The organism is Pseudanabaena sp. BC1403 (assembly GCF_002914585.1).
In the GTDB taxonomy this organism is placed as follows: Bacteria; Cyanobacteriota; Cyanobacteriia; order Pseudanabaenales; family Pseudanabaenaceae; genus Pseudanabaena.
Genome location: NZ_PDDM01000002.1, coordinates 236,532 through 261,491 on the forward strand (window position 1 = coordinate 236,532; position 24,960 = coordinate 261,491).

The following is a 24,960-nucleotide window of genomic DNA, read 5'->3' on the forward strand; positions in this document are numbered from 1 at the left end:
ATTACTGTTGTAGTCCAAATAGACTACAAATGATCAAAAATAAATCGCAGGCGAGTAATTTTGCTATATTCGCTAGTTCATTTGCATCAAGTTCTCGAAAGGATGCCGATTTTTCCAGCGATAGGTATAAAAATCGCGAAAATCAACGGAGAGAATGCGCCCATGTCCCAAGTGTTCGGCAAGAATAATCAGTGAAGCGTCCGCGAGATCCATTGGCAGAGAACTATATTGATTCATCAGTTCACCAATTCGTTTGCCATCTTGAACTTGCAAATCGAAAACTTCAAATGCTTCTATTTCTAAGCTATGTATAAATGTTTGTTGGGCGTTGGTTCCTGTCCGTTTTAGGAGAATATGGCAAGCTTCGGTGATGACGCACCATGTGGTAATGAGTGGCTCATCTATGGTTGCTAAAACATTTTGAGCGAGAACATGATAGTCATCGCGGCGATTGATCAATGCAATCCAAAAGCCTGAGTCAACGATGACCATATTTTTCGTTTAGGCTTTCGGTAAGATATTGCTTGTAATTCACGGATAAGTCAGGATCTCCTTCAGCACAACCGATCAGCCCTGCTTGTTGGAGAAGTTGCAGTGGTTTGGGGGATTCTTGGCGAAGTTTTTCATAGTAAAGGTCGATCGCTGCTTTCATGATTTCCGATGTGCCTTGGTTAGTATGCTGGCGGATATACTGAAATTTATTGGTGCGATCGCTGTCAAGACGGGCGTTAACTCTCATATTTTTATTTGTCATAACGCTGTATGACAGTATAGCTTATTCCTTGGATATCAGCTTTTGCTAGTTGTCTATAATCCTGTAAATGAGGAGATTGTGAAATGGATAAAGAAAGTAAGTAAATATCAGGAGTATGTTCAAAGTTTGTTGTCTCAATATGTGAGTGGTGATGTGTCTGATGATGAGGTTGAGGTGCAACTGATTTTTGATGTGGAAAGGGATCATTATTCAGTGGCTCAATATTGGCTGGCAAGAGTTAAATCGTGTGTATCGATGCGTTATGCATTTTGATATTAAGGATGGCAAGATTTGGCTGCAACAGAATTTGACTGATCAAAATCCTGCGGAGGAGTTAATTGCTATGGGTGTGGAAAGGCAGGATATTGTGTTGGGTTTGCAACCGCCATATAAGCGTCCATATACAGATTATGGTGTTGCTTAAAATCAGCCAAAGATTACTATTCAAAAATGGCTTAATTTAAGTAAGTTTATTAAGTAAATTTATTGAGCCGTCAGCAAGGTATGACTTTTTTCGACCTTCTGGGCATCTATCGGACATGTATTCGACGAGGGTTCTACATAAACTAACGATAAAGTTACATGTACGATGGAATAAAAGAATATCATCCCTTGCAGTTAAGTTTATCTGCATTGGATCTATCAACCATGTCTGCGAAGTTTCATATAATTCTGATACAGATGTCTTTCTTATATTTTGGTATGGAAACCAACAGTTAAATTCATGTTGGTAATTGACTTTATTTCGTATATATGAAAGCCACTTGCCTCCATTCTTTCCATGACGGCATAGATTAAAACACATTACATCAATCTGTACCGATACTCTTTGAGCATCAGCAATAGGGATTGAAGGAGTAGACAATATTTTATTGCTAATATCTTTTAATTCATCATAAAAAGCTTTCCAGAAACTCTCATGAGATCCTCCAGATGCATTTAGCTGTTCACAATATAATTTATGACTGTTGTAGTCATATCGACATTTGTAATATCCAGATTTTATAGTCACTCCTGTTGGTTTACAACTAAATATGTCCGCTATATCTTGAATTTTTTTAATAGGTGCATTATCAAGCTGTGAACAGCTTATTCCAATCATTCTTAAAACAGATTGTGCAGCAAAGAAAGCAGAGTAATATGATTGTATAACTAACCAAGCTGTGGACTTAGGAAGTGATTCATTTTTACGGATCAGTTGCATACTCTCAAAAGAAGCAGATGCCATACGATTACAATCAAAAGCAAAAGCCCTAAGAAGTGAACTTTTGCTTGTACTTGCTATCTCAAGTGTAAAGGAGTCAGATTTAATATTTGTATAGATTTGATAATTTCCATCAATTATCCATTTGAGAAGGCTGCCAGATTGTCTTCCAGTAATCTCATTAAGACCATTTATCCAAAACGGTCTAATAGCATCATTTACTAATGACATTTAATTAATTTTTAATTTTTTCTAAAATGTAAAGTCAAACAATAAATCGCTCATTTTTTTATGTAATGAGTTTATACTCTTAGCCTGTGTAAATGAAGTAGCTTTAGTTTTAATGAATATTGGCTTTAATACTTCATAAAAGTTGCTTACTGAGTAATGTGTACCATACCTATCTTTGACACGTTGTCCTACTTGAGAGAACAACAACATTACTGCACGAAAAACAATTGGCTTTACAATAGTTCTTTCTGTGTCTAGTGTGTTCATTCCAGATATAAATGCTTGAATATAATCCCGTGTTATTTCATAAATTTCATTTACTTCTTTGTCTTGAGAAATATCGATTAAAGGTTTAAAGGCTTGATTAAAAGTAACTCTTGTCAGTTTTTCTTTTGTTTTTTCACTTGGGCTTAGTAATCCAACAAGAGGGCTGTCAGGCGAATTATAGAATAAATCAAATATTTCTCTCAACAATTGTTCAGAATCTGTTTCTCTCTCTGCAAGTTTTTTGATGTCCAGAAGAAGTTCATTTGGAACAGGTCGCTGCTTAGTATTAATGTCAATAAATAGCCTAGATTCTTCCTGCCGACTTAAGTTATTATAAATTACAACAGGTACTCTAAGTTTCATTTTAGCCAAAGAAAATCCATAAACTCGGTGTTGACCATCTAACACTAGAAATGATTTTGGGCGTTCAAAAAACGTGATTATTTTTCCTTTTTGTATTTCTTCGAGTTCAGCATCTGGCTGGGCAGATAAAACAATAGAATTTGGTATAGATGCGCCACTATCTATATAATCTGCGATTTCTTGGGCTCTTTTTTTATCTAGAACTCTTTGAAATCCCTTTTCAGGATCTTCTTCCCTAGTAGTTACAAAGCATATTTTGGCTAAAATATCACTAGGAAGGGTCAAAGTATAAAATCTATTAATTCCCTGAGTAACTAAGTTATGAGTAAAACGAGATTTTGTTTCTTCTTTATATTGAGCAATATTCATATGCAACCTTTTTAGAAATAAAAAGTGAATCAAAACTATAAATTAAATACTTATTACTCCTATATCGTTAGTAAATTACTCAAATCAAAATCACCATTTTTATTAGCCATTTCATCCCTTTCAGAACTTAGAAACAGCAAAATACGTTCTAAATGATCAACTGATCCTTTAATTTCATTGTCGATTATTTCTAGCCCTGCATTAGCATACTCCTCAAAAATCTTGATCCGTGACTCCTCAGCCTCATCATTGTCAGCAAGAACCCTAGGGTTTTTAGTTGCAACTACAGCCAAAAGTTTCACTACTTTATCATATTTTCTAAAAACTTCATACGGGATTGGATCTGGATCTTTTTTTGAGAACTCACCAAAAGGCTCACGGCGATCACGCTTAGCCCCCAAAGCCGCCGCAAATACCAAAACCTCCGCATAAGTCTGAAATGGCTTAGTCGTATCATCTGCCCCCTCAGCCCTCAAAGACTTTACCAACTCCGCTTTATCCTTTGCGATCTTTACCCTTGCATCAGCCATTCTTACTTATTCCTTGATACCCAATCTAAAAACATCTTACACACAAGCGATCGATTCATTAACTTCAGTCACCATCAAACCAGCCATCATCAACAAGCGATCGCTCTTTCCACAAGCATTTCTATTTCAACCAAATCATTCCTAATTCGCTCAGCGATATCTATTAGAGAACTTTTCAAATTGCTAAACCCTCTCTATTAATGCGTTCTGCGATAGATTGACGACAGCGATCAAGATTCACTAGATCAACCTTAAAATCACGAGCAATAAGTTCTATATCATCCACAGCTTGATAAAACTGTTTAAAAGTTAATCCACTAATTGCCAAATCAATATCTGAGTACCTTGTAAAACGCTCTTTATTTGTTAATGAGCCAAAAACAACTATTTGCTTTGTCCTGTAGCGATCGCGCAATAAGCTTGATATCTTGTGAACAATTTTCCAAGCCTCAGTCCATCTAGCCTCATCCTGTAAGCTATCCAGATTTCTGGATGGGCAATATGCTTCGCGTTCATGGAGTGTTAGTTCAAGAGCAGTTTTTGTCATAGTTGATAATTTCAAAAAATTTGGAGCTGATACTGTATCCATGACTAGACAGCTAACTTGCATACCATTTTACAGCAAATTTCATTTTTCAGTAACAAGCGATCGCACTGATGACCAGTATGTAAAGCCCAAAGCGATCACGTCTTACAGAATCGTCCGCCTACCCATTAAAAGTCTGTAATAACCATCTCGCGATCGCGCCATCATCTTCAGTTTGACTGCGTTTAAGCGCTTCTTTTACCGTGGCAATTTCCAATCCTTCGAGAACTTGCGATCGCTCAACTATGCCACTACGTCCATCAGCGATCGTAAAAGCAAACACCTCAGAAGTTTGAGCATTCACCACCCAATATTCCAGAATCCCTAAACGCTCATACAATAAGCGCTTATATCCCAAATCATCTTGCAGCGTAGTCGAAGAGATTTCCACAATCAGAGTTGGCAGGTCAAACTTATTAAGATCCACAGGAGCGTTATTGCGAGGCGGCAGCCTCAATTCATTTCCTATATAAAATGCAATGTCTGGCTGACATTCACTCTCACCCTTTTTTCTAAAGCTACAATTTATATACTCGTATATACAAATATTCTTAAGTGCTGCAAATATTCCAATTACCTTAGAAACAATTGCATTTTCATGGGCATGTATTGGTCCAACTGGTGACATCTCAATCCTCATCTTGTGATTATCATAATAAAACCTGCCTTTTTCTAAACTAGGATCGTCAGCAAGCGCAATAAACTCGTCCCACGTTGCCTTAACCCAGCGATCGCTGACAATCTCTGGTTTAGAAGCCGTAGTAACTGTATTAACCATGATTCACCTCCAAGACTTCGGTATATTCATAATCATAGGCACTCTTTCGCACTAATGGATAGCTCTTGCCATAGAGAACGATGTCATCGGTTTGGGTGTCAGGCTTATTAGAGTTGAATACAAACACATATTCTTTACCCACTCGAGGAGTCATTTCCTCGGCAACCTCCACCCGCCATTGGGTTTTAGAAACCATCACCACAAGCTGATTTGCTAACTGGGGAATCAATCTTGCCACCTGCCGACGGTAAATTTCATCCAGACTCCCAAAGGGCGAATCCATTACCATCGGGAAAGTACTGCTATCTGGCCCCATCACCAAACCAGACTTGCTCCATTCCCTCACGCGATCGATGATGCTACCGATAAAAGACAAACTGAGGATCTGATTCTCTCCTGTCGATGCACCCGACTGAACTTCTTGACCAGCTACAGTTTCTACTAAGCTCAATTCATACTTTTCACTTAGTCTTGGCGTTTGCGCTTTGAACGAGATCTGGCTAAAGATTTCACAGATCCGAGTTTCCAATTGCTTGCGGAATAGCTCATTGCGATTAGTCTTTAACTCACTCAGAAGATCGATCGCCTGTTGCGCCGCATCAATACGCTTTTGGGCAAGCTTTTGCTTACCTTCATTTTGCTTACTGCTCTTAATTTGCTTCTGAAGATTTTCAATTTGCCCTTGATAATCAGTCCATTTTTGGAGCTTCTTACCCTTCTCTAAAGTTAAGTCCTCAACCTTGTGATCGATCTCATCAAGGCGGGTTTGCATTAGCCGAATATCCTCAATGGGACTCTTGCGTAACTGTTCGCTGATTGTTTCCAACTCTAACTCAAGACGAGAGATTGCTGTTTTGAGTTGATTGATACTCAATTGTTTGGTATCAATACCTTGCCAAAAATCCGTAGCCTGTTTCTCTACCTCATCGACAAAACCTTCCAGTTTCAAGGTTGCAGTTTCCACATCTGCTAAACCTGCTTTCTCTAGCCAAGCACTGACCTGCTCATAGTTAGGAGAACCATCATGTAAGTCTGCTCCACAGATGCATTTACGCCGTTCTAATAGGTCTAACACAAACGTCTGTTTAATATCCGCAGGTAGTTCGCCGCGTTCATGCAAACCACTAACCATTTCTCGAAAATCAGCGATCGCACCCGTCAGAAATACACTATAGCCCTTGGTAGAAATATCTGTCTTTAGTTGGTTCTTTAAACCTCGCAAATTACTGCGATTTTCCCGTTCTTGTTGTTCAAGAGCCTCACGTCGCTTTTGGATTTCATCAATACCACCCAATTCTGTCAATCGTTGATTGCAAGATATCTTTAGTTGGTTTTGTGCTTCTAGTTCCTGTTCGATTTCCTTGATTCTTACTTCAAATTCAGTGCTATTACTCTCTAGATTCTGCTTTTGCGAAATCAGGGTTTTAGTTTGAGCATCGCCAATACTTTTGAGTTCATCCTCAAGGGACTTTCTAGCTTCTTTAAGATGTTTAATCGCATTGTCCAAAACCTGCACACCCAAAAGCTTTTTTGTTGCTTCAGCAATCTCATAGCGATTGTCCGATCGCACAATCTGCTCAATTCGCTCACCATCAAAAAAGAAGTACTGATGCAAGCTCTTAGGTAAAATGCCATTAATTACAGCTTCAGGATGATTTTGAGTCACCCAACGTCCATCATCCCCCGCCACTTGCAAAAACAACTCACTTTTGTTGTATTGAATGTTTTTCTCGCCATTATTAGCAAGCTGATAGGCGCGGGTTAACCGCCGCACCCGATAGCGCTTAGCATCATGCTCAAATAAAACTTCTGCCCAGCATTCCACAGGCTGATTTAATTGGGATTCAGCGATCGCCTGACGATTGACGAGCTGCTCAGAGTCACCAAAAGCCGAGGTAAATTTTTCGTATAGCACCCATGTAAAAGCATTTAGCAGAGATGTCTTGCCAGTGCCATTATTGCCATGCATGATCGTAATATTGCGATCGTCCAGTCTGGCTAAAACGATTTCAGGCGTTTGCTGATAAAAACAACGAAAATTAAAAAGCTTGATTGAGATTAGCTTCATTGCACAGCTTCCTTAACAATTTTGAGAATATCTTCATTAATCCGCCCCAATTCATTTTTGTCGAGCCGATCCTTTTCGATCTTTAGGACATTACGAATAATTTGTTGAACTTCTGGTGGAGCTTTTTCAATTGGCTCATGAAGACTACTTAGGCTTTGAACTTTACTCATTTCCAAATACTCATACGTTTATCGATTTTATCTCAAAAATCTCTCAGATCCCCGACTTTTTCTTGCTTATAAATCCATCAACCCATAGCGTTGTTGTAAATCCAATAACTTTAGTCTAGCTTCGCCGCCGTTATCTGCTAAATTCGCAAACTCGACAAAGCGTTGCAATTCCTTTTTGAGTAGATTACGTTCAACGTCGATTGTCTCTCTCCCTAAATCAGGCGGTAACACAATCATGTCAAACAAAGTTGCGCGTTTTTTATGAGGGTGTGCCCGCAAAATCCTCCCTCGACGCTGAATAAATTGACGCGGATTGCTACTACTTGCCAACATAATCGCCGTTTGAATTGCGGGAATATCCACACCTTCATCTAAGCAACGAATTGCCACCAGTCCCTGTAATTCACCAGATTCAAATAAAAGTCGTAAATTCTCGCGGTCTTCTAAAGATGTCTCAGCAGTATATGTATTAACCCGATATCCCAATTCAGATCCCATCAACTGTGCCACCGCATCCAACTGCCTCGTACTTTCTTCAGTAACTTGACCCTCAACCGAGCCATCACCACAATAAATCAATGTATGTGATGTATCTAGACGTTGCTGCATCAATTCTCGTAAAGCCACCAACTTATTCGCCGCCGAACCCAATAGCCTAGCCCTTTGCATCAATAAAGCAGCTACCATCTCGTTATCATCACGATCGCCATCAAAAGCGATCGCCCTGCCAATCTTCTTGGTTAAATCAGCATATTTCTCAGTCTCCGATTCCGTCAGTTCTACCAAAATCGGATAGTAGAGATAATGCACGAGCGCTCCTGCTTTGATGGCATCCGCCAGCGTAAATTCTGGCTGAATGACGGCACCAAAATACGCAAATATGGCTTCTGTTCCATCCTCATCAAAATAGCGTTCTGGAGTTGCCGATAAAGCTAACCTTAGTCCCACATTACGCGGCAAACTCTCCACTAAACGTTTTGCACCTAAGTTATGAGCCTCATCACCAACAATTAAAGTTTTCCCAGGAAAATATCGCAACTGTGACTGTAATCCCTGACCAATCAATGTCGCATTTGTAGTGATTATGGTCAAAAATTTCTGATTGCCCGATCGCACGTTATAAAGTTGGTTGGATAAACGATCTTGCCAGTTATGAACATCTTCAAAAGCTAGGATTGGCTCCAGCCCAAACTTTTGACATTCCCTTGACCATTGAATTACCAGATGTCGATAAGGACAAACAATCAGTAAAACCTGCAACCCAATCTTTTGATAAAGTTCCGTCGAGATCGCTAGCGCCGTAATCGTCTTCCCGCTTCCCGTTGCCATTTTCAACGTGCCGCGCCCATTATTTTTAAACCAATTAGCGATCGCCAGTTCTTGATAATCTCGCAGTTCTAAATTAGTGGGCAGTATTGGCACACCATGATCAGGTTTAATTCCAATCGGCATATAGTCTTTTCCCTGCTCTGACACAACAGAAATTTTTTTGGCGATTTCATCAATAGGGAATTTGTCATGACGTAAACGTAACAGCGATCGCTTAGCAGCTTCAGGGAAATCGAAGATTTCTAACATTGGTGTTTCATTTTCCCATAATCGCCGAAAGTTCTCTGCTTTGCTCAATGTGCGCTCTCTAACTCCCTTATCCCAAGAACAGAACACATCAATACATTCAAAGTTATCAAGCAATGCGCTAGCACTCTCATTAGCCGAACCTGTAAAAGCAACAATATTTCCTGCATCGTCCTCAAATATTCCTAACTTTTCATGATAGATACCTCTATTACGAATATCTTTTCGCACTGCCAACTTTATTTCTAATAGATTATGACTCAATAACCAAGCTAGACAGGCAAGACGATCTTGGATTACCTCTTCAAATTCTTGATCTATCTCTCTGAGCAGGCTTTGCGTGATGACATCTTCTCTTTGTTTAAGCCCTAAAGCGATCGCTTCCGCATCTTCGACAGATAAACATGGCGAAGCAATTAGACGCATTCTGCCACCCGATTGAATTAGTGAAATTAGTCCCTTAGCAACTGATGCCATGGATGTACTTGAAAAAAATCCTACGGCTCGACTATAGAGCATAGAATTTTTTAAACAAGGAATGTAAAAATCCTGCACCAAATCGCAGCGATCGCTACGGTAATCACTTTGAAGATTTAGATCATTTAGCACAAATTTTTAAGTCTTAAGTGACGGGTTAGCTTACTCCATGTCATCAAGCTTGATGCGTGGATCGACGGCTTTTAGTAATAAGTCTCCAATAAGATTGCCAACGACTAGCATCAAAGTCCCTAACATCAGCCCAGCCATTACCAGATTAGTATCTTTTTCTTTAGTTGCATCTAGTAAAAGCTTTCCTAATCCTGGCCAGCTAAAAAAGAATTCAGTAATAAATGCACCACCTAGTAGTCCCCCAAATTCAAATCCTAATAAAGTAAGCAAAGGATTGATCGCATTACGCAGTGCATGGACATAGATCACTTTATTCTCAGGCAATCCTTTGGCACGGGCAGTTTTGATGTAGTCTTGACGCAACACATCCAGCAAACTACCGCGCATAATTCTTTGCAAGCCTGCAAAGCTAACCACCGTCAAAGTCAAGATTGGCAAGATCATATGGTGGGAAATATCGAGGAACTTCCCAAAAGGTGATAGTTCCGCAAAATCAATACTAGTCATCCCTCCCACTGGAAACCAGCCTGTATTTTGCGCCAACATCAGTAAGAGGATTGCTAATACAAAGCTAGGAAACCCTTGCGTTGCATAGCTTACTATTTGGATCAGGCGATCGCTCCAAGTATTTTGTTTAACGGCGCTGTAAATGCCGAGAGGAATTGCTAGCAGCCAAGTTGTTAGCAGGGATACAATAGACATTAGTAGAGTATTTCCTGCCCGTTCAACAATTAGCGGCGTAACAGGCGCTAAACCTTGACAACGCACTCCTAAATCACCACCTAACGTATTCTGTAACCACAAAAGATACTGGATTGCTTCAGGCTTATCGTAGTTCAGTTGTTTTTCCAACTGTTCAATCGTCTTTTTAGGTGTATTGGGGTTGTCCCGTAGAGCTGAGAAGCAATTACCAGGGGACTTAGTAATGGCAAAAAAACTTAAAATTGACACGCCCAAAACGACAATAACTGCTTGTCCGAGTCGCTTTACCACAAAACCTGTCGTGTCATTTATGATAAAACGCCAGAAAGAGCGATTTCCTTGGTTTGCAGTTGTCATAGCTCAAAGTTGCTTAGTCAATTGGGGTCACTTACTATTCAGTAATAGTAATCTAAATTTGTGTGAAAGCGCTTAGCTGCTTTAAATGTTTAGGGGAACTAGAGCTCACTTATTCAAAATCGAGACAAAAATAATGGCGGAGCAAAGTGCCGCCATTATTTTTGTCTCGATTTATCCAAACTAATTCAAGTAATGAGTGCATACTCACAGTAATTCTCATTATAAAAATCGGTTTTTTGAAAGCCCGCTGTAGGTGGGCTTTCAAAAAACCGATTTTGGTGTTTCCAGCGTGAAGGCGCTGGAAACACTAAAATCGGTTTCATAATGAGAATTACTGGCATACTCATTGGCAAAAACCTATAGCTACCATCATCACTTAAAATGTTTTAATACAACGATCGCAAATAATCATGATTCCAGAGTCGGGCGAAGGTTTTAAATCGGGTTTTGTAGCATTAGTTGGACGGCCAAATGTTGGTAAGTCCACCTTGCTCAATGCCCTCATTGGTCAAAAAATTGCGATAACTTCGCCCGTTGCCCAAACTACGCGCAATCGTTTACGGGGAATCTTGACATTGCCTGAAGCCCAAATCGTCCTTGTGGATACCCCTGGGATTCATAAACCACACCATTTACTCGGACAAACGATTGTCAGAAATGCGATCGGGGCAATCTCTTCAGTCGATATGACTGTTTTGCTAGTTGATGGTAGCGATCGCATGGGAACGGGCGATCGCTTTGTTGCTGAGACTATCTTACAGAGCAAGGTTCCTACGATTTTGGGAATCAATAAAATTGATATTCTTGGTGACGATTCGGGGGATACTTTTACTGGTTATGAGAGCTTCGCCTTAGAGCATGGTTGGCAAGTCGCTAAGTTTTCATCAATTACGGGTGAAGGATTAGAAGCTTTGCAAGCGATGATGTGCGATCGCTTGCCTCTTGGCCCCTATTACTATCCGCCAGACCTAGTCACCGATCAGCCTGAGCGCTTCATTATGGGCGAGCTAATTCGCGAACAAATTCTCTTGCTTACGCGCGAAGAAATTCCGCATTCCGTTGCAATTAGTATCGATCAGGTAGATGAGCAGCCTAAAATTACTAGGGTAATGGCGACAATTCATGTGGAACGAGATTCGCAAAAGGGGATTTTGATTGGTAAGAAAGGACAAATGCTGAAGGAGATTGGCACGCAGGCAAGATTACAAATGCAGAAGATGATTATGGGTTCTGTTCATTTGGAAATGTTTGTAAAAGTCCAACCCAAATGGAGATCGTCTCGGTTTCAATTATCTGATCTTGGTTATCGCGTAGAATAAAGAGTTGAAAGTGCAACGTACTTCCAACTCTTTATAATTCATTTCCGTACCAAATTCTTAATCCCCACATTGTAACTAAGAGAATTAGCAAGATAATATCGCGAGGTAAAAATTTGAGAGGATTCCAAACTACAATGTGAGTATTAGGAGTAGTAAAGCCGCGTACTTGCATGGCACTGGCAGTCTGTTCGGCTCTGATAAACAGATTGTCAATTAATCTCTCTGCAAGGATTAGCCAAATTTGGGTGGTGCGTTTAAAACCTAGTCTTTTCCAATTAATCGAACGTGTTCGCATTGCCCTGCCAAGATTCTGTACTTCTTCTAAAACTAAAGGGACAAAACGCAGTGCAAGGGTTAGAGTAAGGACAATTTCGACAACAGGAACTTTGAGTGATTTTAATGGAGCCAAAATTGAGGCTAAGGCGGCGGTAATTTCTTCGGGAGCCGTAACTAACAAAAATAGAGTTGGTGCATAGAGATAGGTGAAGATCAATGTACAAACGCGCACACCCAAATCCAGAGATCTGCGAGTTATGGTGATGCTACCAGCTTTCCAAACTACATAACTATAGGGAGTTGGTTGAGGTAGTTTGATCGTTAGCGGTGATGCGCTCAGAGCTTTTTCAGCCGTGACATTTACTTCAGGGATCGGGCGACGCGGCTGGACATTGGCATTAAACCCATCTGGGGAAAAAGTGGCGATCGCAAAAGTCATAAAGGCGAGCAATAGCAAAATCCCCATTTGTTGCTTCCAAACACGCATCGGAATTTGTGATGCGAGGGTCAGGATGATTAGTAAAACCGCGATCGCAACGCGCCAAGGCTCATTAGCTTGAATCGGTGACAGTAAAAATGTGAGTAGTCCAAACAGTTTGATGCGTGGATCGAGTCGATGGAGCCATGTAATCGGCTGTTCGAGGTAAAGTCCGATGGGAAGCGATCGCAGTATATCCACTATGTTCTGATATTTTTCGGGAATTTCATTCTGGCAATTTACAATATAGCAAAGATTAAACCCAGAAAAGAGAGGTGGCGCGAAGCGCCGCCTCTCTTTTCTTTAGATCGGAGTGCTGTCAGCAGAATAAACAGCAACGGGAACGCGCTTAAATGCGGGTGTGCCACAACGCTCATCAATGGGAGCACTGAAAATAGCGTTGACTTCAGGATAAAACATCAGTGCTGAGCCTTCACGAATTTGTCCATAGATGATTTCCACCTCTTTCATTTTGCCAGCATTTCCTTTGACTGTAACAGTTTGATGCTCTCGGAAACCTGCGCGATCGCCATCGGTACGATTCATCAGAATGCAGTTGCGGTGAGGCATTCCACGATAATAGTCACCATCCTTATAAACAACGGTGTTATGTTGTGAATAGCTGCGGCCAGTGCCAAGTACAAGCACGATCGCCTTGGTCTGCTCAGGTATATCAAAACTGGAGAGCGTTGGTAAATCTAGTTTTGGCAAGGGTGTGACAAACATATGTGCTTTACCAGATATGGTCGGAAATTTGGGCGTATGGAAGATGCGGTTGGCGATCGTAAATTCTTGATTGCTATGATCAATTTCACCAATTTTCTCGTAATTTGGTATGGTCTTGGCGATCAGTTGACGGATATATTTTGTGTCTTGGAGCGATCGCCAATCTACAACATCATCACCATGCAAGCGATCGGCAAGTTCTGTTAGAAATTCAACTTCTGAGATTAAATCTGTGCCTTCCCTCTGACTGAGATGGGATGTTCCCTCATCATTTAGGCGAACAAAATTATTACCAGATTCAGTTGTGGTCTTGTGGGGATTTTCAAAACGCGCGAAGACAGGCAGAATTAAGGTATTCTCTTTAGCCAGTCCATGAAAATGTCCGATATTCGGCTTTGTAGAAATATAAATAACGGTTTCGATATTACCAAGAGCGCGTTTAGCTTGAGTTAAATCAGGATTTGCGGCGTAGATATTGCCGCCGAGACAGAGTAGCGTATCGATCTGATGGCGATCGCTTGCTTCGAGCAGGGCGCGAGTATCATAGCCTTGAACTCGACTGAGAGGTCGTTGCAATAGTTTCTCTAAAGCTTGCATAATCTCTTCTTTGAGAAGAATTGTCACCCCCATCGAACCAAATCCTTGCACATTAGAATGTCCACGAATTGGCATTGTTCCCGCACCTTCTTTCCCAGCATTGCCAGTTAAGAGTGCAGTATTGGCAATACTAAACACATTATCCACAGCATTTGAATGCTGTGTAATGCCCATCGCCCATGCGAAGGTCACCCGTTGCGAAGTGCCAATCATCTTGGCGGCGATCTCGATTTCCTCGTGTGAGACTCCACAAGTATTCAGAATCTCGCACCAATCTAGCGATCGCACCTGTTCGATTACTGCTTCCCAGTCCTCAGTATATTGTTTGAGAAAGTCATAATTAACGAGATTATTCTCAATTAGAGCCTTTTGAATTCCCAGAAAAACCGCAGTATCACTACCTGAAATTGGCTGAATATAATGCGAGGAGATATCTGAGCCTTTGAGAAAAGATTTAATCGGATAAGCAGGAGAAGCGAATTTAACTAAGCCAACTTCGATCAGAGGATTGATAACAATCACTTTGCCACCGCGATCGCGCAGTTGAATCAATTCATTCATCAATCGCGGATGATTTGCAGGCGCATTGGAGCCAATCAACACCACACAATCGCTCTGTTTGAGATCAGCGAGGCTGACCATTGATGTACCCGATCCAAACATTTGCTTTAATCCAACGGTCGAAGGCGCATGGCAGAGATCGGAGCAGTCAGCAAGGTTATTAGATCCAAGCGATCGCATCAGCAATTGCAACAGATAGGCGGCTTCATTCGATGAGCGTCCTGAGCTATAGGAGGCAAGACGTTCAGGAGCTTTCTGAAAGGCTTTAGTGACAATTTCGTAGACTTCTGACCATGTGATGCGTTCGTAGCGATCGCTATTAGCCCGTTTAATCACTGGGAAACTCAAACGCCCTAAGCGATCAGATTCCATCGAACTTAATTTTTGCAATTCCGAAATTGGGTAACGCTCAAAGAAATGCTTAGGAATTGGTTCCATTAACTCCGATGCGATCGCTTCCACACTTTTGGCACAGCGCTGCAAATTCTCTTCATCCTCATTCTGAAATCCACCTTTTTGTCCACCCGTTCCCCATGCACAGGATAGACAAGCACTCTTATGCAATAGCGTTTTCCAAAGTAATCCACCCTTAAGATCCAGCGTCTTTTCCGTCCAATAACCGATCACAGGCAAGCCACCACCCATTTCTGGTTGGTTCCCATTTGCAGATGCGATCGTCGTTTCCGAAGGAGTTGAGTCAGCCATATTTTTTGTAAAAAAGTTTAGCTCAGACAAATATCTTGACAAAAATCTTACACTCAGCAAGCAATTTGGTATATAAAGTTAATTACCATAAGGTTGATCTAGATGTAGATTTGGCTATATTTTCATGAATTTGCATTGTCTGAGTAACACAATTGATCAGTTTTAGGAATTATTTTGCATGAAATTAAGAATACTAGCCATTTTCTTTATATCAATCTTTTCAAGCGCGATCGCCTTTGCCGAAAACCAAGTAAGTTCTATTCATTAACAGCAAAATCATGAAAACTATAACCATCAGCAAGGCAATCATTCCGTTATTCATGGGCTTAGGTGCGATCGCAAATACAGGGTTTATCCCATCTCCAGTTTATGCTTCCTGCGCCTCTCCCCTAGATGATGGTGGATTTGAGCAACAGACTGTAGCATCGATTGTTAGACCTTGGATGCGAGAAGGTCGGGCTGGAATAGACATTAATAAAGGTCTGAGTTTTAGTGGACGAAATAATGCGTGGATTCGGCATGATCAGGGTTGGAATGGAATTCGGCAAACTGTAAAGCTGAGAGCAGGCAGTACCTACACTCTAACCGCAAGAGTGAGGACATCAGGGAATCTAACTGATGGATATTTTGGATTTCGTAATTCACAGCAAAAGCCTGTAGCTCAAACTCAATTTGGTGCTATGACGAACTATCGAGAGTTGAAAGTAGTATTTCGCCCTCAAGAAACTGGAACCTATTATGTATTTACAGGGCTTTGGGCACTTAACCAAGACACATGGGCTCAGGTTGATGAATTTCGTATTATGGGTGGTTCATGTGCTGATACATAGAACTTTAACCCTCTGCCAAATTTGTATGGGAACAAAACTTATCCTGCACGTTTGAGCGTCACTGCAAAAGTACTTCCCTTGCCGACTTGACTAATTACGTGAATGCTACCTTCCATCTTCTGTACCAATTCATTCGCGATCGCAAGTCCTAGTCCCGTACCTAAAATATTGCCATCTGCCTGTCTACCACGAAAATTGCGTTCAAATAGACGAGGTAGATCAGCATCAGGAATTCCCACACCAGTATCTTGAACATAAATGTAAACCGTGTCAGGCTTAACATCTGCACCTAATAGAACATATCCACCTTCAGGTGTGTACTTGAGTGCATTCTCTACCAAATTACCGATCGCTTCTCTTAGTGCTGATTCATTACCCAAAACTGTGGGTAACCGTGAAGGAATATTGGATAAAAACTGAATATTGCGATCTTGCGCGATCGCACTGGCAAAATTAGCGATCGCCTCCAAAATTCCGCTGAGATCTACAGGTGCTAGATCCAAAGTTGCCGCTGGTAATAAAGCTTTTTCATGTTCGGCTTGGGGCAGTAGAAGTGGCGCAGGACGATCAGCTTCACTCAGGAGATCTTGAATATGCTGAGTTTCCCTCAAAATTCCTGTTACAAATTTTTGATTAGGATCTGACTCAACAATTCGTCGTGACAGAAGTTGAGCAAAGGTACGAATTGCGGTGAGCGGGTTGCGTAGTTGATGTAATAGTGAAGCAAAAAAATTGCTCTGCTCCTCATAGTTGCGCTGTTGGTTGGCAACTAACCATTGATTGCGGCGATCGAGAGCGCAGGCGATCGCTAAAGTATTAGCGATTTGTTGAATTTGCAATTGTTCATATTCCTGCCAGTCGCGATCATCCCGTCCCGCCATCAGAAATCCTAAAATAGCCTCTTCATACATTAAGGGCAGAACAATGCGGCGTTGTCTTACTAGACCACCACTCCCCATCATTAAAGGCAAAGTTTCAGAAAAAGCTTCTGGCAAAGCCATCACCCCATCTTCAGGAAACACAGCCACCTCAATTAGATTTGGAGGCATCCCGTCAGCAACACTTTCGGTGATATAGATAGCGCTAGCGACTGCACCCAAACTTTGGGTCAGTAATATAATTTGCGATCGGGCTAGGGCTACTAAGTCGGGACTGGCGGAGAGCATGGGAGAAATAGATGGGATTTACACATTGATTTACATTGCGTAAATTACAGTATAACTCTCACCAGTTGCCAAGGTTTATTAGAGAACTGGTAAGAGCTTGAGGTATTGCAGAAATGAGGACAAATTCAGGACAAACTTTCATTTCTAGAAATGCTACTATCTTCAGCAATTAATGAATGTGAACAGACATTCTGGTGTCCTATGAAAAAATCATCATTAGCCCTTCTGAGCAGCCCTGCATTATTGGCATCTTTTTTGCTATCAGTCTATCCTGCACAAGCCAATACCAACCAAAGCCTTGAGGTGAAAGACAGCGATCTTTATATGTCATCGGCTGTAATTACAAGGCCAGCCCCAACTCCTGATTCAAACAGGCAATCTCAAGACGATCGCACCAATATTCTAACCAGCGATCGCATTGGAGATCTCGCAATTAGTCAGCGAGGTTGTGACTGTATGGGATGTCGTCGAGCCGTTGTAGATCTTCTCTTAGAATAAAATGTGCGTTTTACGTCCCTTTAGCTCAGCAAAAAGCAGAAATGGCATGAATTACTATTTCTGCTTTTTGGGTTTTAAGAACTGCGATCGGATTGAACGTTTGGAGGGTGTGCTTCAGTTACACTAGAAGAAGCAAATTTATAAAAAATCATAAAAAACTATATATGCGGCTAAGTGATGTTACTCATCCCAACCAATTGCATGGTCTGACAATTTCGCAGTTGGAATCCATTGCTAAGGAAATTCGGCAAAAACATTTAGAAACGATCGCCGCCACAGGTGGACATCTAGGACCTGGGCTAGGCGTAGTCGAGCTAACTCTCGCTTTATATCAAACCCTAGATTTAGATCGCGATAAAGTGGTTTGGGACGTGGGGCATCAAGCATATCCACATAAGCTGATCACAGGGCGCTACAACCGCTTTCACACCTTGCGTCAAAAAGACGGTATTGCAGGTTATCTAAATCGTCGCGAAAGTGAATTTGACCATTTTGGCGCAGGGCACGCTTCGACCAGTATTTCCGCAGCACTTGGTATGGCGATCGCCCGCGACTTGCAGGGCGATAATTATAAAACCGTGGCGATTATCGGTGATGGCTCCTTGACAGGTGGCATGGCTCTTGAAGCAATTAACCATGCAGGACATCTGCCCAAAACGAATTTATTAGTTGTCCTCAATGACAATGAAATGTCAATTTCGGCAAATGTCGGCGCAATTCCTAAGTATCTGAATAAACTGCGCCTCAGCCCACCGATGAAATTCATCACCAACAATCTCGAAGGACAAATTCGCAATATTCCATTTGTAGGCGAACAAATCAGCCCTGAGATTGAGCGCATCAAGGACAATCTCAAGATTGTGACAATGGTCCAAAACAAAGTAGGAGCCGTATTTGAAGAACTCGGTTTTACTTACATTGGTCCCGTCGATGGACATAATCTCAAAGAATTAATCGATACCTTTAAGATGGCGCATACTCTTACAGGTCCCGTCATGGTTCACGTTAGCACCACCAAGGGCAAGGGCTATAGTTACGCCGAAGCTGATCGCGTTGGCTATCATGCTCAAAACTCCTTTGACCTCGCCACAGGCAAAGCCAAACCTTCTATTTCCAGTAAACCGAAGCCTCCTAGCTACTCTAAGGTTTTTGCCGATACACTCATTAAACTTGCTGAGCATGACAAGCGCATTGTCGCGATTACTGCCGCAATGTCTACTGGGACAGGTTTAGACAAATTTCAAGCCGCCTTACCCAATCAATTTATCGATGTCGGTATTGCCGAACAGCACGCACTCACTGTCGCCGCAGGTATGGCTTGTGAAGGAATGCGTCCTGTTGCCGCAATTTATTCCACTTTCCTCCAACGAGGGTTTGACCAAATTATCCATGACATCTGCATCCAAGACCTGCCAGTTTTCCTTTGCTTAGATCGCGCAGGTATCGTTGGCGCGGATGGCCCCACGCATCAAGGTATGTATGACATCGCCTATCTACGCTGCATTCCTAATATGGTGCTGATGGCTCCTAAGGATGAAGCAGAAATGCAGAACATGATCGTTACTGGTATTACCCACAACGGGGCGATCGCGATGCGCTATCCTCGCGGCAATGGGATGGGCGTACCATTGCAAGATGAAGATATCGAACCATTACCAATTGGTAAAGCGGAAGTCTTGCGCGAAGGCAAAGACGTGTTGCTACTTGCCTATGGCTCAATGGTTTATCCTTCGCTTCAAGTTGCCGAACTGCTAAATGAGCATGGGATTAGTGCCACAGTGGTTAATGCTCGATTTGCAAAGCCTTTGGATACAGAACTAATCGTACCGCTTGCTAAAAAAATTGGCAAAGTGGTTACAGTAGAAGAAGGTTGTCTGATGGGAGGATTTGGTAGTGCTGTTCTCGAAGCCTTGAATGATGAAAATATCCTCGTTCCTGTCTATCGGATTGGGGTTCCTGATATTCTGGTAGAACATGCTTCACCAGAACAGTCATTTAATTCTCTAGGCCTATCCAGTGGTCAAATCTGCGATCGCATTCTCAACCAATTTGCTTTTAATAAGCAAACTGCTATTAGTAATTAACTAAAAAAATGGCACAATGAGCCGCCTTTTTAGGATTTTAAAACAAACATAAACTAAAAGAGAATGTGGTGCAAAGTACCACATTCTCTTTTGGTTTTTTATGGATTTTTGGGTCTAACAATGCCAAATACTGATGTATAACCGTGGAGAAATGTTGTACCACCAACAGGCCCAATTTCACCTGAGCAGAAAAAGCCACCCAACGGAATTAAGCCAAGATGTTTTTGCAGGATCTCAGTATCAAAGTTTGGCTTGCCATATAGCCTCTCGCCACGTCCCATACAAGAAAACATCAAAGCCGCCGTAGCGGATACATTGGGAGCCTCTAAGTTCAATTGATTGGAGTAATTGATTAAAGCTTCTTCTAAGTCCGCCGCCGAGGCTTTCCCATCACGTAAATGTAGTTGAATTCTCTGCCCAGGGCGCATCCGATCTCCAACAGCGATCGCCCCCGATCTAGGATCGACACCAATAATATTGCGAATCAAGAAATCGCCCTGTGATGGATCTGCCTTAAACTCATTCATCACTACACCTATAAATAGTGAATGCTGGGCAAGTTCGCGATCGCTTGGGTTTAAATCGCCTACAGTATCTTGTAATAGACTCAGAGGCGGCTTACCCTCAAGTCCCAAAATTAGATTGCGTTCACATTCAGAAACCTGCAAAATCTTGCCAATTGGTCGGCAACCCTGTGCGACCACAGGATCAATGGTCACATCTCCCCATAGTGCCACACCTAACAAACCCGTGCGATATAGCTTATATTTGTCTTCTTCATGGAAACAAAACAGTGCATTTGCCCCCATGCCTCCACTGCTAGCTAATCCACCAACTTTGACTGCATTGGGATAGGCAAAATCCAGACCTTGAATTAAGTCATTAATCGGAAATGAGAATGGATCGCCAACCAATACAAAACTAGGTGAAACTGCGGGGTCAACATCCGTTATTTTTTCCCAGCGATCGGGAGGGCTATCGAGATCTGGTAACTGATTATCATCAAGGTGGAATACTTTTGCTGTTGCATTGGGTAAGTGACCAACTAATAATGCGATCGCGGGTTTATCTTCAAACTCCTGACCATTACCAACAATCCCTCCACCAGAGCAACCAATTAATTTTTGGATTGGCAATTTGTCCGCTAGCAATGGTAGTAGACGCGGATAGTCGCTTGCAAAAGCCGTAGAAACAAATAAAAATCCTAAATCAAGCGATCGATCACCCATCAAAGCAAATATTTGCTGTGACAGATCTTGCACCGCAGCTTCCAAAGATATTTTTGTCGAAAGACTAGTAACCCACTTCATAGACCTAGCCGTACCCCAACTTTACTTCCAGACATTTCTTTGTAAATTGCTCGCAAGGTTTTTAGGTGAAACCCAAATATTTAATCTTTATATCTGAGCTTTTTTTGCGATTAACATTTAAGCATAGTATCTAAGCTTACCTCGCAGCGACATAATTCCGACATTTTCTAAATCTATGTCAGCAATTCTCATTCTGAAGCTAATTTATGTATTCGCTCGCGCCATACAAGTTAAGCCATAAATCTCCAAATGCCTAAAGGCGTAGCAAAACAATGCCTACTACCTTCCTACAAAAAAATAGGCGTTGTTTAAAGTGAATAATTAGGCGATCGCGGCAAAGCCGCGATCGCCTAATTATTCACTGGTAAGTTCATATATGCATTTGGAGGGCTTGCCAAATCGTTGTTTATTTAATTTTGCCGTTGAGTTGAATTGTCAAATCTTTGGGCTTTTAGCGCTACGACGCTAGAAACCCCATTTTCACAATGAGAATTGCTGTTTATATAGAGCAAGACTTGGTAAGGCGCTGAAATCACAGTAAAATAATTTCGGTAACTGTAAAAAGTACTAGTTACCAAGTTTAAGTTATATATAGTTTACAAACTTTACAAATACGTTACCGATACATTTATAAAAGACAAATTAACGGAGAAAACAACATGCAGGATGCAATTACCAGCCTGATCGGTGCTTATGATGCAACTGGTAAATATTTTGATCGCGATGCCATGGACACACTCAAATCCTTCTTTGCGACTGGCAACGCCCGCTTAGCCGCTTCTACGGCAATCACTGCTAATGCAGCATCGATTGTGCGGAAGTCTGGCTCACAATTATTTGAAGAAGTCCCAGATTTGATTCGTCCAGGTGGTAACGCCTACACAACTCGTCGTTTTGCAGCTTGCTTGCGTGACATGGACTACTATTTGCGTTATGCCTCCTATGCTCTAGTTGCAGGCAACAATGATGTCCTCGACGAAAGAGTATTGCAGGGCTTACGTGATACTTATAGCTCTCTAGGAGTGCCAATTGGCCCAACCGTGCAAGGGATTCAAATCATGAAACAGGCTGTTATGGACTTAGTTGGTGAAAATGCTGACTGGTTAGCATCACCCTTTGACTATATGAGTCGCGAACTTAGTGAAAAGAATATCTAACTAAAAAAGGGCGCGAAGCGCCCTTTTTTAGTTAGATATAATTCTTCAAAATGATTTAAGATTGTTAATAATCGAAACAAGCTCGATTTAGTCTAGGAGAGAATTTAAATATGGCTTTAGTACCAATGCGCCTGCTGCTCGATCATGCAGCTGAAAACGGATATGGCATCCCTGCATTTAACGTAAACAACATGGAGCAAATCCAGTCGATCATGCAGGCTGCTAATGAGACCAACAGCCCTGTGATCCTACAAGCTTCTCGTGGTGCACGTAATTATGCTGGCGAAAATTTCTTGCGTCACTTAATTTTGGCTGCCGCCGAAACTTATCCTCATCTGCCAATCGTGATGCACCAAGATCACGGTAATGCACCAGCAACTTGCTACTCAGCAATCCAAAATGGCTTTACCAGCGTAATGATGGATGGCTCTTTGGAGGCTGATGCTAAAACTCCAGCTAGCTATGAATACAACGTTGCTGTTACCTCTGAAGTTGTCAAAGTTGCTCATGCTTTCGGTGCAAGCGTTGAAGGTGAACTAGGCTGCTTAGGCTCTCTCGAAACTGGTAAGGGTGAAGCTGAAGATGGACATGGCTTTGAGGGCGCTTTAGATCACTCACAACTTTTAACTGATCCTGATGAAGCTGCTGACTTTGTTGAGCGTACACAAGTTGATGCTCTCGCGGTAGCTATTGGTACTAGCCACGGTGCTTATAAGTTTACTCGCAAACCTACTGGCGAAATCTTGGCAATCAGCCGTATCGAAGAAATTCATAATCGCTTGCCTAATACCCACCTTGTTATGCATGGCTCTTCTTCAGTTCCCGAAGATCTACTTGCAATGATTAATGAATTTGGTGGCGCTATTCCTGAAACCTACGGTGTACCTGTTGAAGAAATTCAAAAGGGAATCAAGTGTGGTGTGCGTAAGGTCAATATCGATACTGATTGTCGTCTTGCTATTACAGCGGCGGTTCGTGAAGCTTTGTTCAAGAATCCTAAAGAGTTTGATCCTCGCCACTTCCTCAAGCCATCGATCAAGTACATGCAAAAAGTATGTGCTGATCGCTATACTCAGTTTGAAGCTGCTGGACAAGCTGGCAAAATCAAGCAAGTTAGTATTTATGACTTTGTTCCTAAGTATGCCAAGGGCGAACTTAAGCAAGTTAGCCGCGAAGTTGTTAAGGCTTAAACATTAAAGAGTCTCGCAAGCTAAGCTATTTTACACAAAATATAAAAATATAAAGATAAGGGGTGCATTGCACCCCTTATTTTTTGGTAGCATTGCTGTAATCAGTATCAAACTAACTAGCTTATGACTTCTTCGTCGTTTTCTGTTGATCAGCCAAATTCTGTTGACGAACTAAATAAAGTTAACGTAGCCAAAAAGCCCAAACTTTTGGTAGTTGATGACGAGCAAGATAATCTTGATTTGCTATATCGTACCTTTCGCAAAGAATTTACGGTGTTTAGATCTGATGGGGGCATTAAAGCTTTAGAGATTTTGGAACAAGAAGGGGAAATGGCAGCGATTATTTCCGATCAGCGAATGCCTGAGATGAATGGAACTGAGTTCCTCAGCCGTACTGTTTCGGATTTTCCTGATACGATGCGCATTGTCTTGACTGGATATACAGATATTGCCGATCTGATCGATGCAATCAACTCAGGTCAGGTTCATAAATATATTACGAAGCCTTGGGAGCCCGATCAGCTTAAGTCGGTTGTGAAAGAGGCGACCCATACCTATGATCTGCTTAAGCAACGTTCTGAGGAGTTAGTCAGATCGCAAGCTCAGAATGCTCTGTTGTCAGTAATTGTGAGGATCGCACAGACATCCAACCAACTATCTGATTGTGTAATGCCTTTAGCAAGTGCCTTTTGGCAAAATTTTGGTGCCGATGGAGTGATCTTGCAGTTGGTTGAGAACGGCTCTTTGACTGATACTCAAGCTATATGTGGTGATTATATTTGGGATTTGGCGACAGATCCGTTAGTGCAAGCAGCGCTCTCATCGAAAAAGTCTCAAATTTCTCTGTCTCCTAGTCAGGAAGCAGATCCAGATCAACCCTGCAAAACTAATTTGGCGATCGCAATTACTTTTCGTGAAGAGATTTTAGGAATATTGTCGATGCGTTGGCAGATATCTAATGCCCTAGTTTCTAGTGGTATTGACGTGATTCAGCAATGTGCTGATGAGATGGCGATTGCCCTAACTTGTATTCGTTACTATGCAAAACTTTGAGTCAAATTTTGAAATACTTTTAGCATTGGCAATCACGCTTGCCAATCAAGCTCATGCTGGTCAGATTGATAAAGCGGGTAAGCCTTATATTGCGCATCCTTTAACTGTAATGGCGCAGATGGACACGCTTGAAAGTAAAATTGTGGCGGTTTTGCATGATGCGATCGAGGATTCTGATTTGACGATCGCAGATTTGGTTCGTCAAGGGTTTCCTGAATTTATTACTGAGGCGATCGCGGCGATTACCAAACTAGATGGGGAACTTTACGAAGATTATATTGTGCGGGTGAAGTCTAATGCGATCGCCCGCAAAGTCAAGATTGCCGACGTTACCCACAATATGGATATTAGTCGAATTGCTAAACCTACTGAAAAAGATTTTAAGCGTTTAGAGAAATATAAAAAAGTGCTCCAAGAATTAACCACTAACTAAAAAGGAGTGCTTTG

At 41.7% G+C, this 24,960-nt stretch carries 23 protein-coding genes and 1 pseudogene; 9 read left to right on the forward strand and 15 right to left on the reverse strand.

The genetic code is table 11. The features are described 5' to 3' along the window. Positions 1–72 precede the first annotated feature (72 nt). Positions 73–492 carry a type II toxin-antitoxin system VapC family toxin gene (locus CQ839_RS03505; protein ID WP_103666894.1) on the reverse strand — a complete coding sequence of 140 codons (420 nt, stop codon included), beginning with the start codon at positions 490–492 and terminating at the stop codon, positions 73–75. Beyond that, positions 479–739, reverse strand: a complete 261-nt coding sequence (locus CQ839_RS03510; protein WP_094531294.1) for a CopG family transcriptional regulator — start codon at positions 737–739, stop codon at positions 479–481. The genes CQ839_RS03505 and CQ839_RS03510 overlap by 14 nt, the downstream gene beginning before the upstream one ends. 102 nt (positions 740–841) lie before the next feature. On the opposite strand from CQ839_RS03510, the pseudogene CQ839_RS03515 reads away from it, so the two are divergent. Beyond that, positions 842–1,178, forward strand: a pseudogene (locus tag CQ839_RS03515) (XisI protein). Positions 1,179–1,214: 36 nt separating this feature from the next. On the opposite strand, the gene CQ839_RS03520 reads toward CQ839_RS03515, so the two are convergent. From CQ839_RS03520 to CQ839_RS03555, 9 genes are all read right to left on the reverse strand, one after another. Then, the gene (locus tag CQ839_RS03520) at positions 1,215–2,189 is read right to left on the reverse strand and encodes a hypothetical protein (protein WP_103666895.1); all 975 of its coding nucleotides are present in this window, start codon (positions 2,187–2,189) and stop codon (positions 1,215–1,217) included. Positions 2,190–2,210: 21 nt separating this feature from the next. Then, positions 2,211–3,188: a DGQHR domain-containing protein gene (locus tag CQ839_RS03525; protein WP_103666896.1), complete on the reverse strand. Its 978-nt coding sequence runs from the start codon at positions 3,186–3,188 to the stop codon at positions 2,211–2,213. A gap of 59 nt (positions 3,189–3,247) precedes the next feature. Then, positions 3,248–3,718, reverse strand: a complete 471-nt coding sequence (locus CQ839_RS03530; protein ID WP_103666897.1) for a DNA phosphorothioation-associated protein 4 — start codon at positions 3,716–3,718, stop codon at positions 3,248–3,250. Positions 3,719–3,893: 175 nt separating this feature from the next. Continuing rightward, positions 3,894–4,265, reverse strand: coding sequence for a nucleotidyltransferase family protein (locus CQ839_RS03535; RefSeq protein ID WP_146048686.1), 372 nt, complete (start codon positions 4,263–4,265; stop codon positions 3,894–3,896). Positions 4,266–4,425: 160 nt separating this feature from the next. Next, positions 4,426–5,082: a Uma2 family endonuclease gene (locus tag CQ839_RS03540; RefSeq protein WP_103666899.1), complete on the reverse strand. Its 657-nt coding sequence runs from the start codon at positions 5,080–5,082 to the stop codon at positions 4,426–4,428. Beyond that, positions 5,075–7,150, reverse strand: coding sequence for an AAA family ATPase (locus tag CQ839_RS03545; protein WP_103666900.1), 2,076 nt, complete (start codon positions 7,148–7,150; stop codon positions 5,075–5,077). The genes CQ839_RS03540 and CQ839_RS03545 overlap by 8 nt, the downstream gene beginning before the upstream one ends. Continuing rightward, the gene (locus CQ839_RS25005) at positions 7,147–7,320 is read right to left on the reverse strand and encodes a hypothetical protein (protein WP_181016079.1); all 174 of its coding nucleotides are present in this window, start codon (positions 7,318–7,320) and stop codon (positions 7,147–7,149) included. Before CQ839_RS25005 ends, CQ839_RS03545 begins: the two co-directional genes overlap by 4 nt. Before the next feature lie 66 nt (positions 7,321–7,386). Further along, entirely contained in the window at positions 7,387–8,772 is a 1,386-nt protein-coding gene (locus CQ839_RS03550; protein ID WP_103666971.1) for a DNA phosphorothioation system restriction enzyme, read from the reverse strand. Positions 8,773–9,534: 762 nt separating this feature from the next. Further along, complete coding sequence (locus tag CQ839_RS03555) at positions 9,535–10,563, reverse strand: ABC transporter permease (RefSeq protein WP_103666901.1); 1,029 nt, start codon at positions 10,561–10,563, stop codon at positions 9,535–9,537. 410 nt (positions 10,564–10,973) lie between these two features. Here CQ839_RS03555 and era point away from each other — a divergent pair, with 410 nt between their 5' ends. Further along, positions 10,974–11,882, forward strand: coding sequence for a GTPase Era (gene era / locus CQ839_RS03560; RefSeq protein ID WP_181016080.1), 909 nt, complete (start codon positions 10,974–10,976; stop codon positions 11,880–11,882). 31 nt (positions 11,883–11,913) lie between these two features. On the opposite strand, the gene CQ839_RS03565 is transcribed toward era, so the two are convergent. Further along, the gene (locus tag CQ839_RS03565; protein ID WP_103666903.1) at positions 11,914–12,837 is read right to left on the reverse strand and encodes an energy-coupling factor transporter transmembrane protein EcfT; all 924 of its coding nucleotides are present in this window, start codon (positions 12,835–12,837) and stop codon (positions 11,914–11,916) included. Positions 12,838–12,939: 102 nt separating this feature from the next. Further along, on the reverse strand, positions 12,940–15,225 hold the full coding sequence (locus tag CQ839_RS03570; RefSeq protein WP_103666904.1) for an FdhF/YdeP family oxidoreductase: 2,286 nt from the start codon (positions 15,223–15,225) through the stop codon (positions 12,940–12,942). A gap of 278 nt (positions 15,226–15,503) precedes the next feature. On the opposite strand from CQ839_RS03570, the gene CQ839_RS03575 reads away from it, so the two are divergent. Next, positions 15,504–16,055, forward strand: a complete 552-nt coding sequence (locus tag CQ839_RS03575) for a hypothetical protein (protein WP_146048687.1) — start codon at positions 15,504–15,506, stop codon at positions 16,053–16,055. A gap of 38 nt (positions 16,056–16,093) precedes the next feature. Here the strand turns inward: CQ839_RS03575 and CQ839_RS03580 are convergent, their stop codons facing one another. Beyond that, positions 16,094–17,221 carry a cell wall metabolism sensor histidine kinase WalK gene (locus CQ839_RS03580; protein ID WP_103666906.1) on the reverse strand — a complete coding sequence of 376 codons (1,128 nt, stop codon included), beginning with the start codon at positions 17,219–17,221 and terminating at the stop codon, positions 16,094–16,096. 201 nt (positions 17,222–17,422) lie between these two features. Here CQ839_RS03580 and CQ839_RS03585 point away from each other — a divergent pair, with 201 nt between their 5' ends. Together CQ839_RS03585 and dxs are read left to right on the forward strand one after the other, a co-directional pair. After that, a complete protein-coding gene (locus CQ839_RS03585; protein ID WP_103666907.1) occupies positions 17,423–17,719 on the forward strand; it encodes a hypothetical protein in 297 nt (98 codons plus the stop codon). Positions 17,720–17,883: 164 nt separating this feature from the next. Beyond that, a complete protein-coding gene (dxs, locus tag CQ839_RS03590; RefSeq protein ID WP_103666908.1) occupies positions 17,884–19,803 on the forward strand; it encodes a 1-deoxy-D-xylulose-5-phosphate synthase in 1,920 nt (639 codons plus the stop codon). Positions 19,804–19,901: 98 nt separating this feature from the next. Here the strand turns inward: dxs and CQ839_RS03595 are convergent, their stop codons facing one another. Then, positions 19,902–21,113: an FIST N-terminal domain-containing protein gene (locus CQ839_RS03595; RefSeq protein WP_103666909.1), complete on the reverse strand. Its 1,212-nt coding sequence runs from the start codon at positions 21,111–21,113 to the stop codon at positions 19,902–19,904. 659 nt (positions 21,114–21,772) lie between these two features. Here CQ839_RS03595 and apcB point away from each other — a divergent pair. The 4 genes from apcB (at position 21,773) to CQ839_RS03615 (ending at position 24,946) form a co-directional block, all read left to right on the forward strand. Then, positions 21,773–22,270, forward strand: a complete 498-nt coding sequence (gene apcB, locus CQ839_RS03600) for an allophycocyanin subunit beta (RefSeq protein ID WP_103666910.1) — start codon at positions 21,773–21,775, stop codon at positions 22,268–22,270. Positions 22,271–22,380: 110 nt separating this feature from the next. Next, positions 22,381–23,460, forward strand: coding sequence for a class II fructose-bisphosphate aldolase (fba, locus tag CQ839_RS03605; protein WP_103666911.1), 1,080 nt, complete (start codon positions 22,381–22,383; stop codon positions 23,458–23,460). Positions 23,461–23,583: 123 nt separating this feature from the next. Continuing rightward, positions 23,584–24,513, forward strand: a complete 930-nt coding sequence (locus CQ839_RS03610) for a response regulator (protein WP_103666912.1) — start codon at positions 23,584–23,586, stop codon at positions 24,511–24,513. Beyond that, the gene (locus CQ839_RS03615; protein ID WP_103666913.1) at positions 24,500–24,946 is read left to right on the forward strand and encodes an HD domain-containing protein; all 447 of its coding nucleotides are present in this window, start codon (positions 24,500–24,502) and stop codon (positions 24,944–24,946) included. Before CQ839_RS03610 ends, CQ839_RS03615 begins: the two co-directional genes overlap by 14 nt. Positions 24,947–24,960 lie beyond the last annotated feature (14 nt).

Bases quoted from the DNA above. Each gene is read 5' to 3' on its own strand.
- fba (WP_103666911.1), top strand. From the start codon at position 22,381: ATGGCTTTAGTACCAATGCGCCTGCTGCTCGATCATGCAGCTGAAAAC.
- CQ839_RS03535 (WP_146048686.1), bottom strand. From the start codon at position 4,265: ATGACAAAAACTGCTCTTGAACTAACACTCCATGAACGCGAAGCATAT.
- CQ839_RS03525 (WP_103666896.1), bottom strand. From the start codon at position 3,188: ATGAATATTGCTCAATATAAAGAAGAAACAAAATCTCGTTTTACTCAT.
- CQ839_RS03510 (WP_094531294.1), bottom strand. From the start codon at position 739: ATGAGAGTTAACGCCCGTCTTGACAGCGATCGCACCAATAAATTTCAG.
- CQ839_RS03615 (WP_103666913.1), top strand. From the start codon at position 24,500: ATGCAAAACTTTGAGTCAAATTTTGAAATACTTTTAGCATTGGCAATC.
- CQ839_RS03520 (WP_103666895.1), bottom strand. From the start codon at position 2,189: ATGTCATTAGTAAATGATGCTATTAGACCGTTTTGGATAAATGGTCTT.
- CQ839_RS03530 (WP_103666897.1), bottom strand. From the start codon at position 3,718: ATGGCTGATGCAAGGGTAAAGATCGCAAAGGATAAAGCGGAGTTGGTA.
- era (WP_181016080.1), top strand. From the start codon at position 10,974: ATGATTCCAGAGTCGGGCGAAGGTTTTAAATCGGGTTTTGTAGCATTA.
- CQ839_RS03555 (WP_103666901.1), bottom strand. From the start codon at position 10,563: ATGACAACTGCAAACCAAGGAAATCGCTCTTTCTGGCGTTTTATCATA.
- CQ839_RS03585 (WP_103666907.1), top strand. From the start codon at position 17,423: ATGAAAAAATCATCATTAGCCCTTCTGAGCAGCCCTGCATTATTGGCA.
- CQ839_RS03610 (WP_103666912.1), top strand. From the start codon at position 23,584: ATGACTTCTTCGTCGTTTTCTGTTGATCAGCCAAATTCTGTTGACGAA.
- CQ839_RS03550 (WP_103666971.1), bottom strand. From the start codon at position 8,772: ATGCCGATTGGAATTAAACCTGATCATGGTGTGCCAATACTGCCCACT.
- CQ839_RS03580 (WP_103666906.1), bottom strand. From the start codon at position 17,221: ATGCTCTCCGCCAGTCCCGACTTAGTAGCCCTAGCCCGATCGCAAATT.
- CQ839_RS03505 (WP_103666894.1), bottom strand. From the start codon at position 492: ATGGTCATCGTTGACTCAGGCTTTTGGATTGCATTGATCAATCGCCGC.
- CQ839_RS03575 (WP_146048687.1), top strand. From the start codon at position 15,504: ATGAAAACTATAACCATCAGCAAGGCAATCATTCCGTTATTCATGGGC.
- CQ839_RS03570 (WP_103666904.1), bottom strand. From the start codon at position 15,225: ATGGCTGACTCAACTCCTTCGGAAACGACGATCGCATCTGCAAATGGG.
- dxs (WP_103666908.1), top strand. From the start codon at position 17,884: ATGCGGCTAAGTGATGTTACTCATCCCAACCAATTGCATGGTCTGACA.
- apcB (WP_103666910.1), top strand. From the start codon at position 21,773: ATGCAGGATGCAATTACCAGCCTGATCGGTGCTTATGATGCAACTGGT.
- CQ839_RS03545 (WP_103666900.1), bottom strand. From the start codon at position 7,150: ATGAAGCTAATCTCAATCAAGCTTTTTAATTTTCGTTGTTTTTATCAG.
- CQ839_RS03540 (WP_103666899.1), bottom strand. From the start codon at position 5,082: ATGGTTAATACAGTTACTACGGCTTCTAAACCAGAGATTGTCAGCGAT.
- CQ839_RS03595 (WP_103666909.1), bottom strand. From the start codon at position 21,113: ATGAAGTGGGTTACTAGTCTTTCGACAAAAATATCTTTGGAAGCTGCG.
- CQ839_RS25005 (WP_181016079.1), bottom strand. From the start codon at position 7,320: ATGAGTAAAGTTCAAAGCCTAAGTAGTCTTCATGAGCCAATTGAAAAA.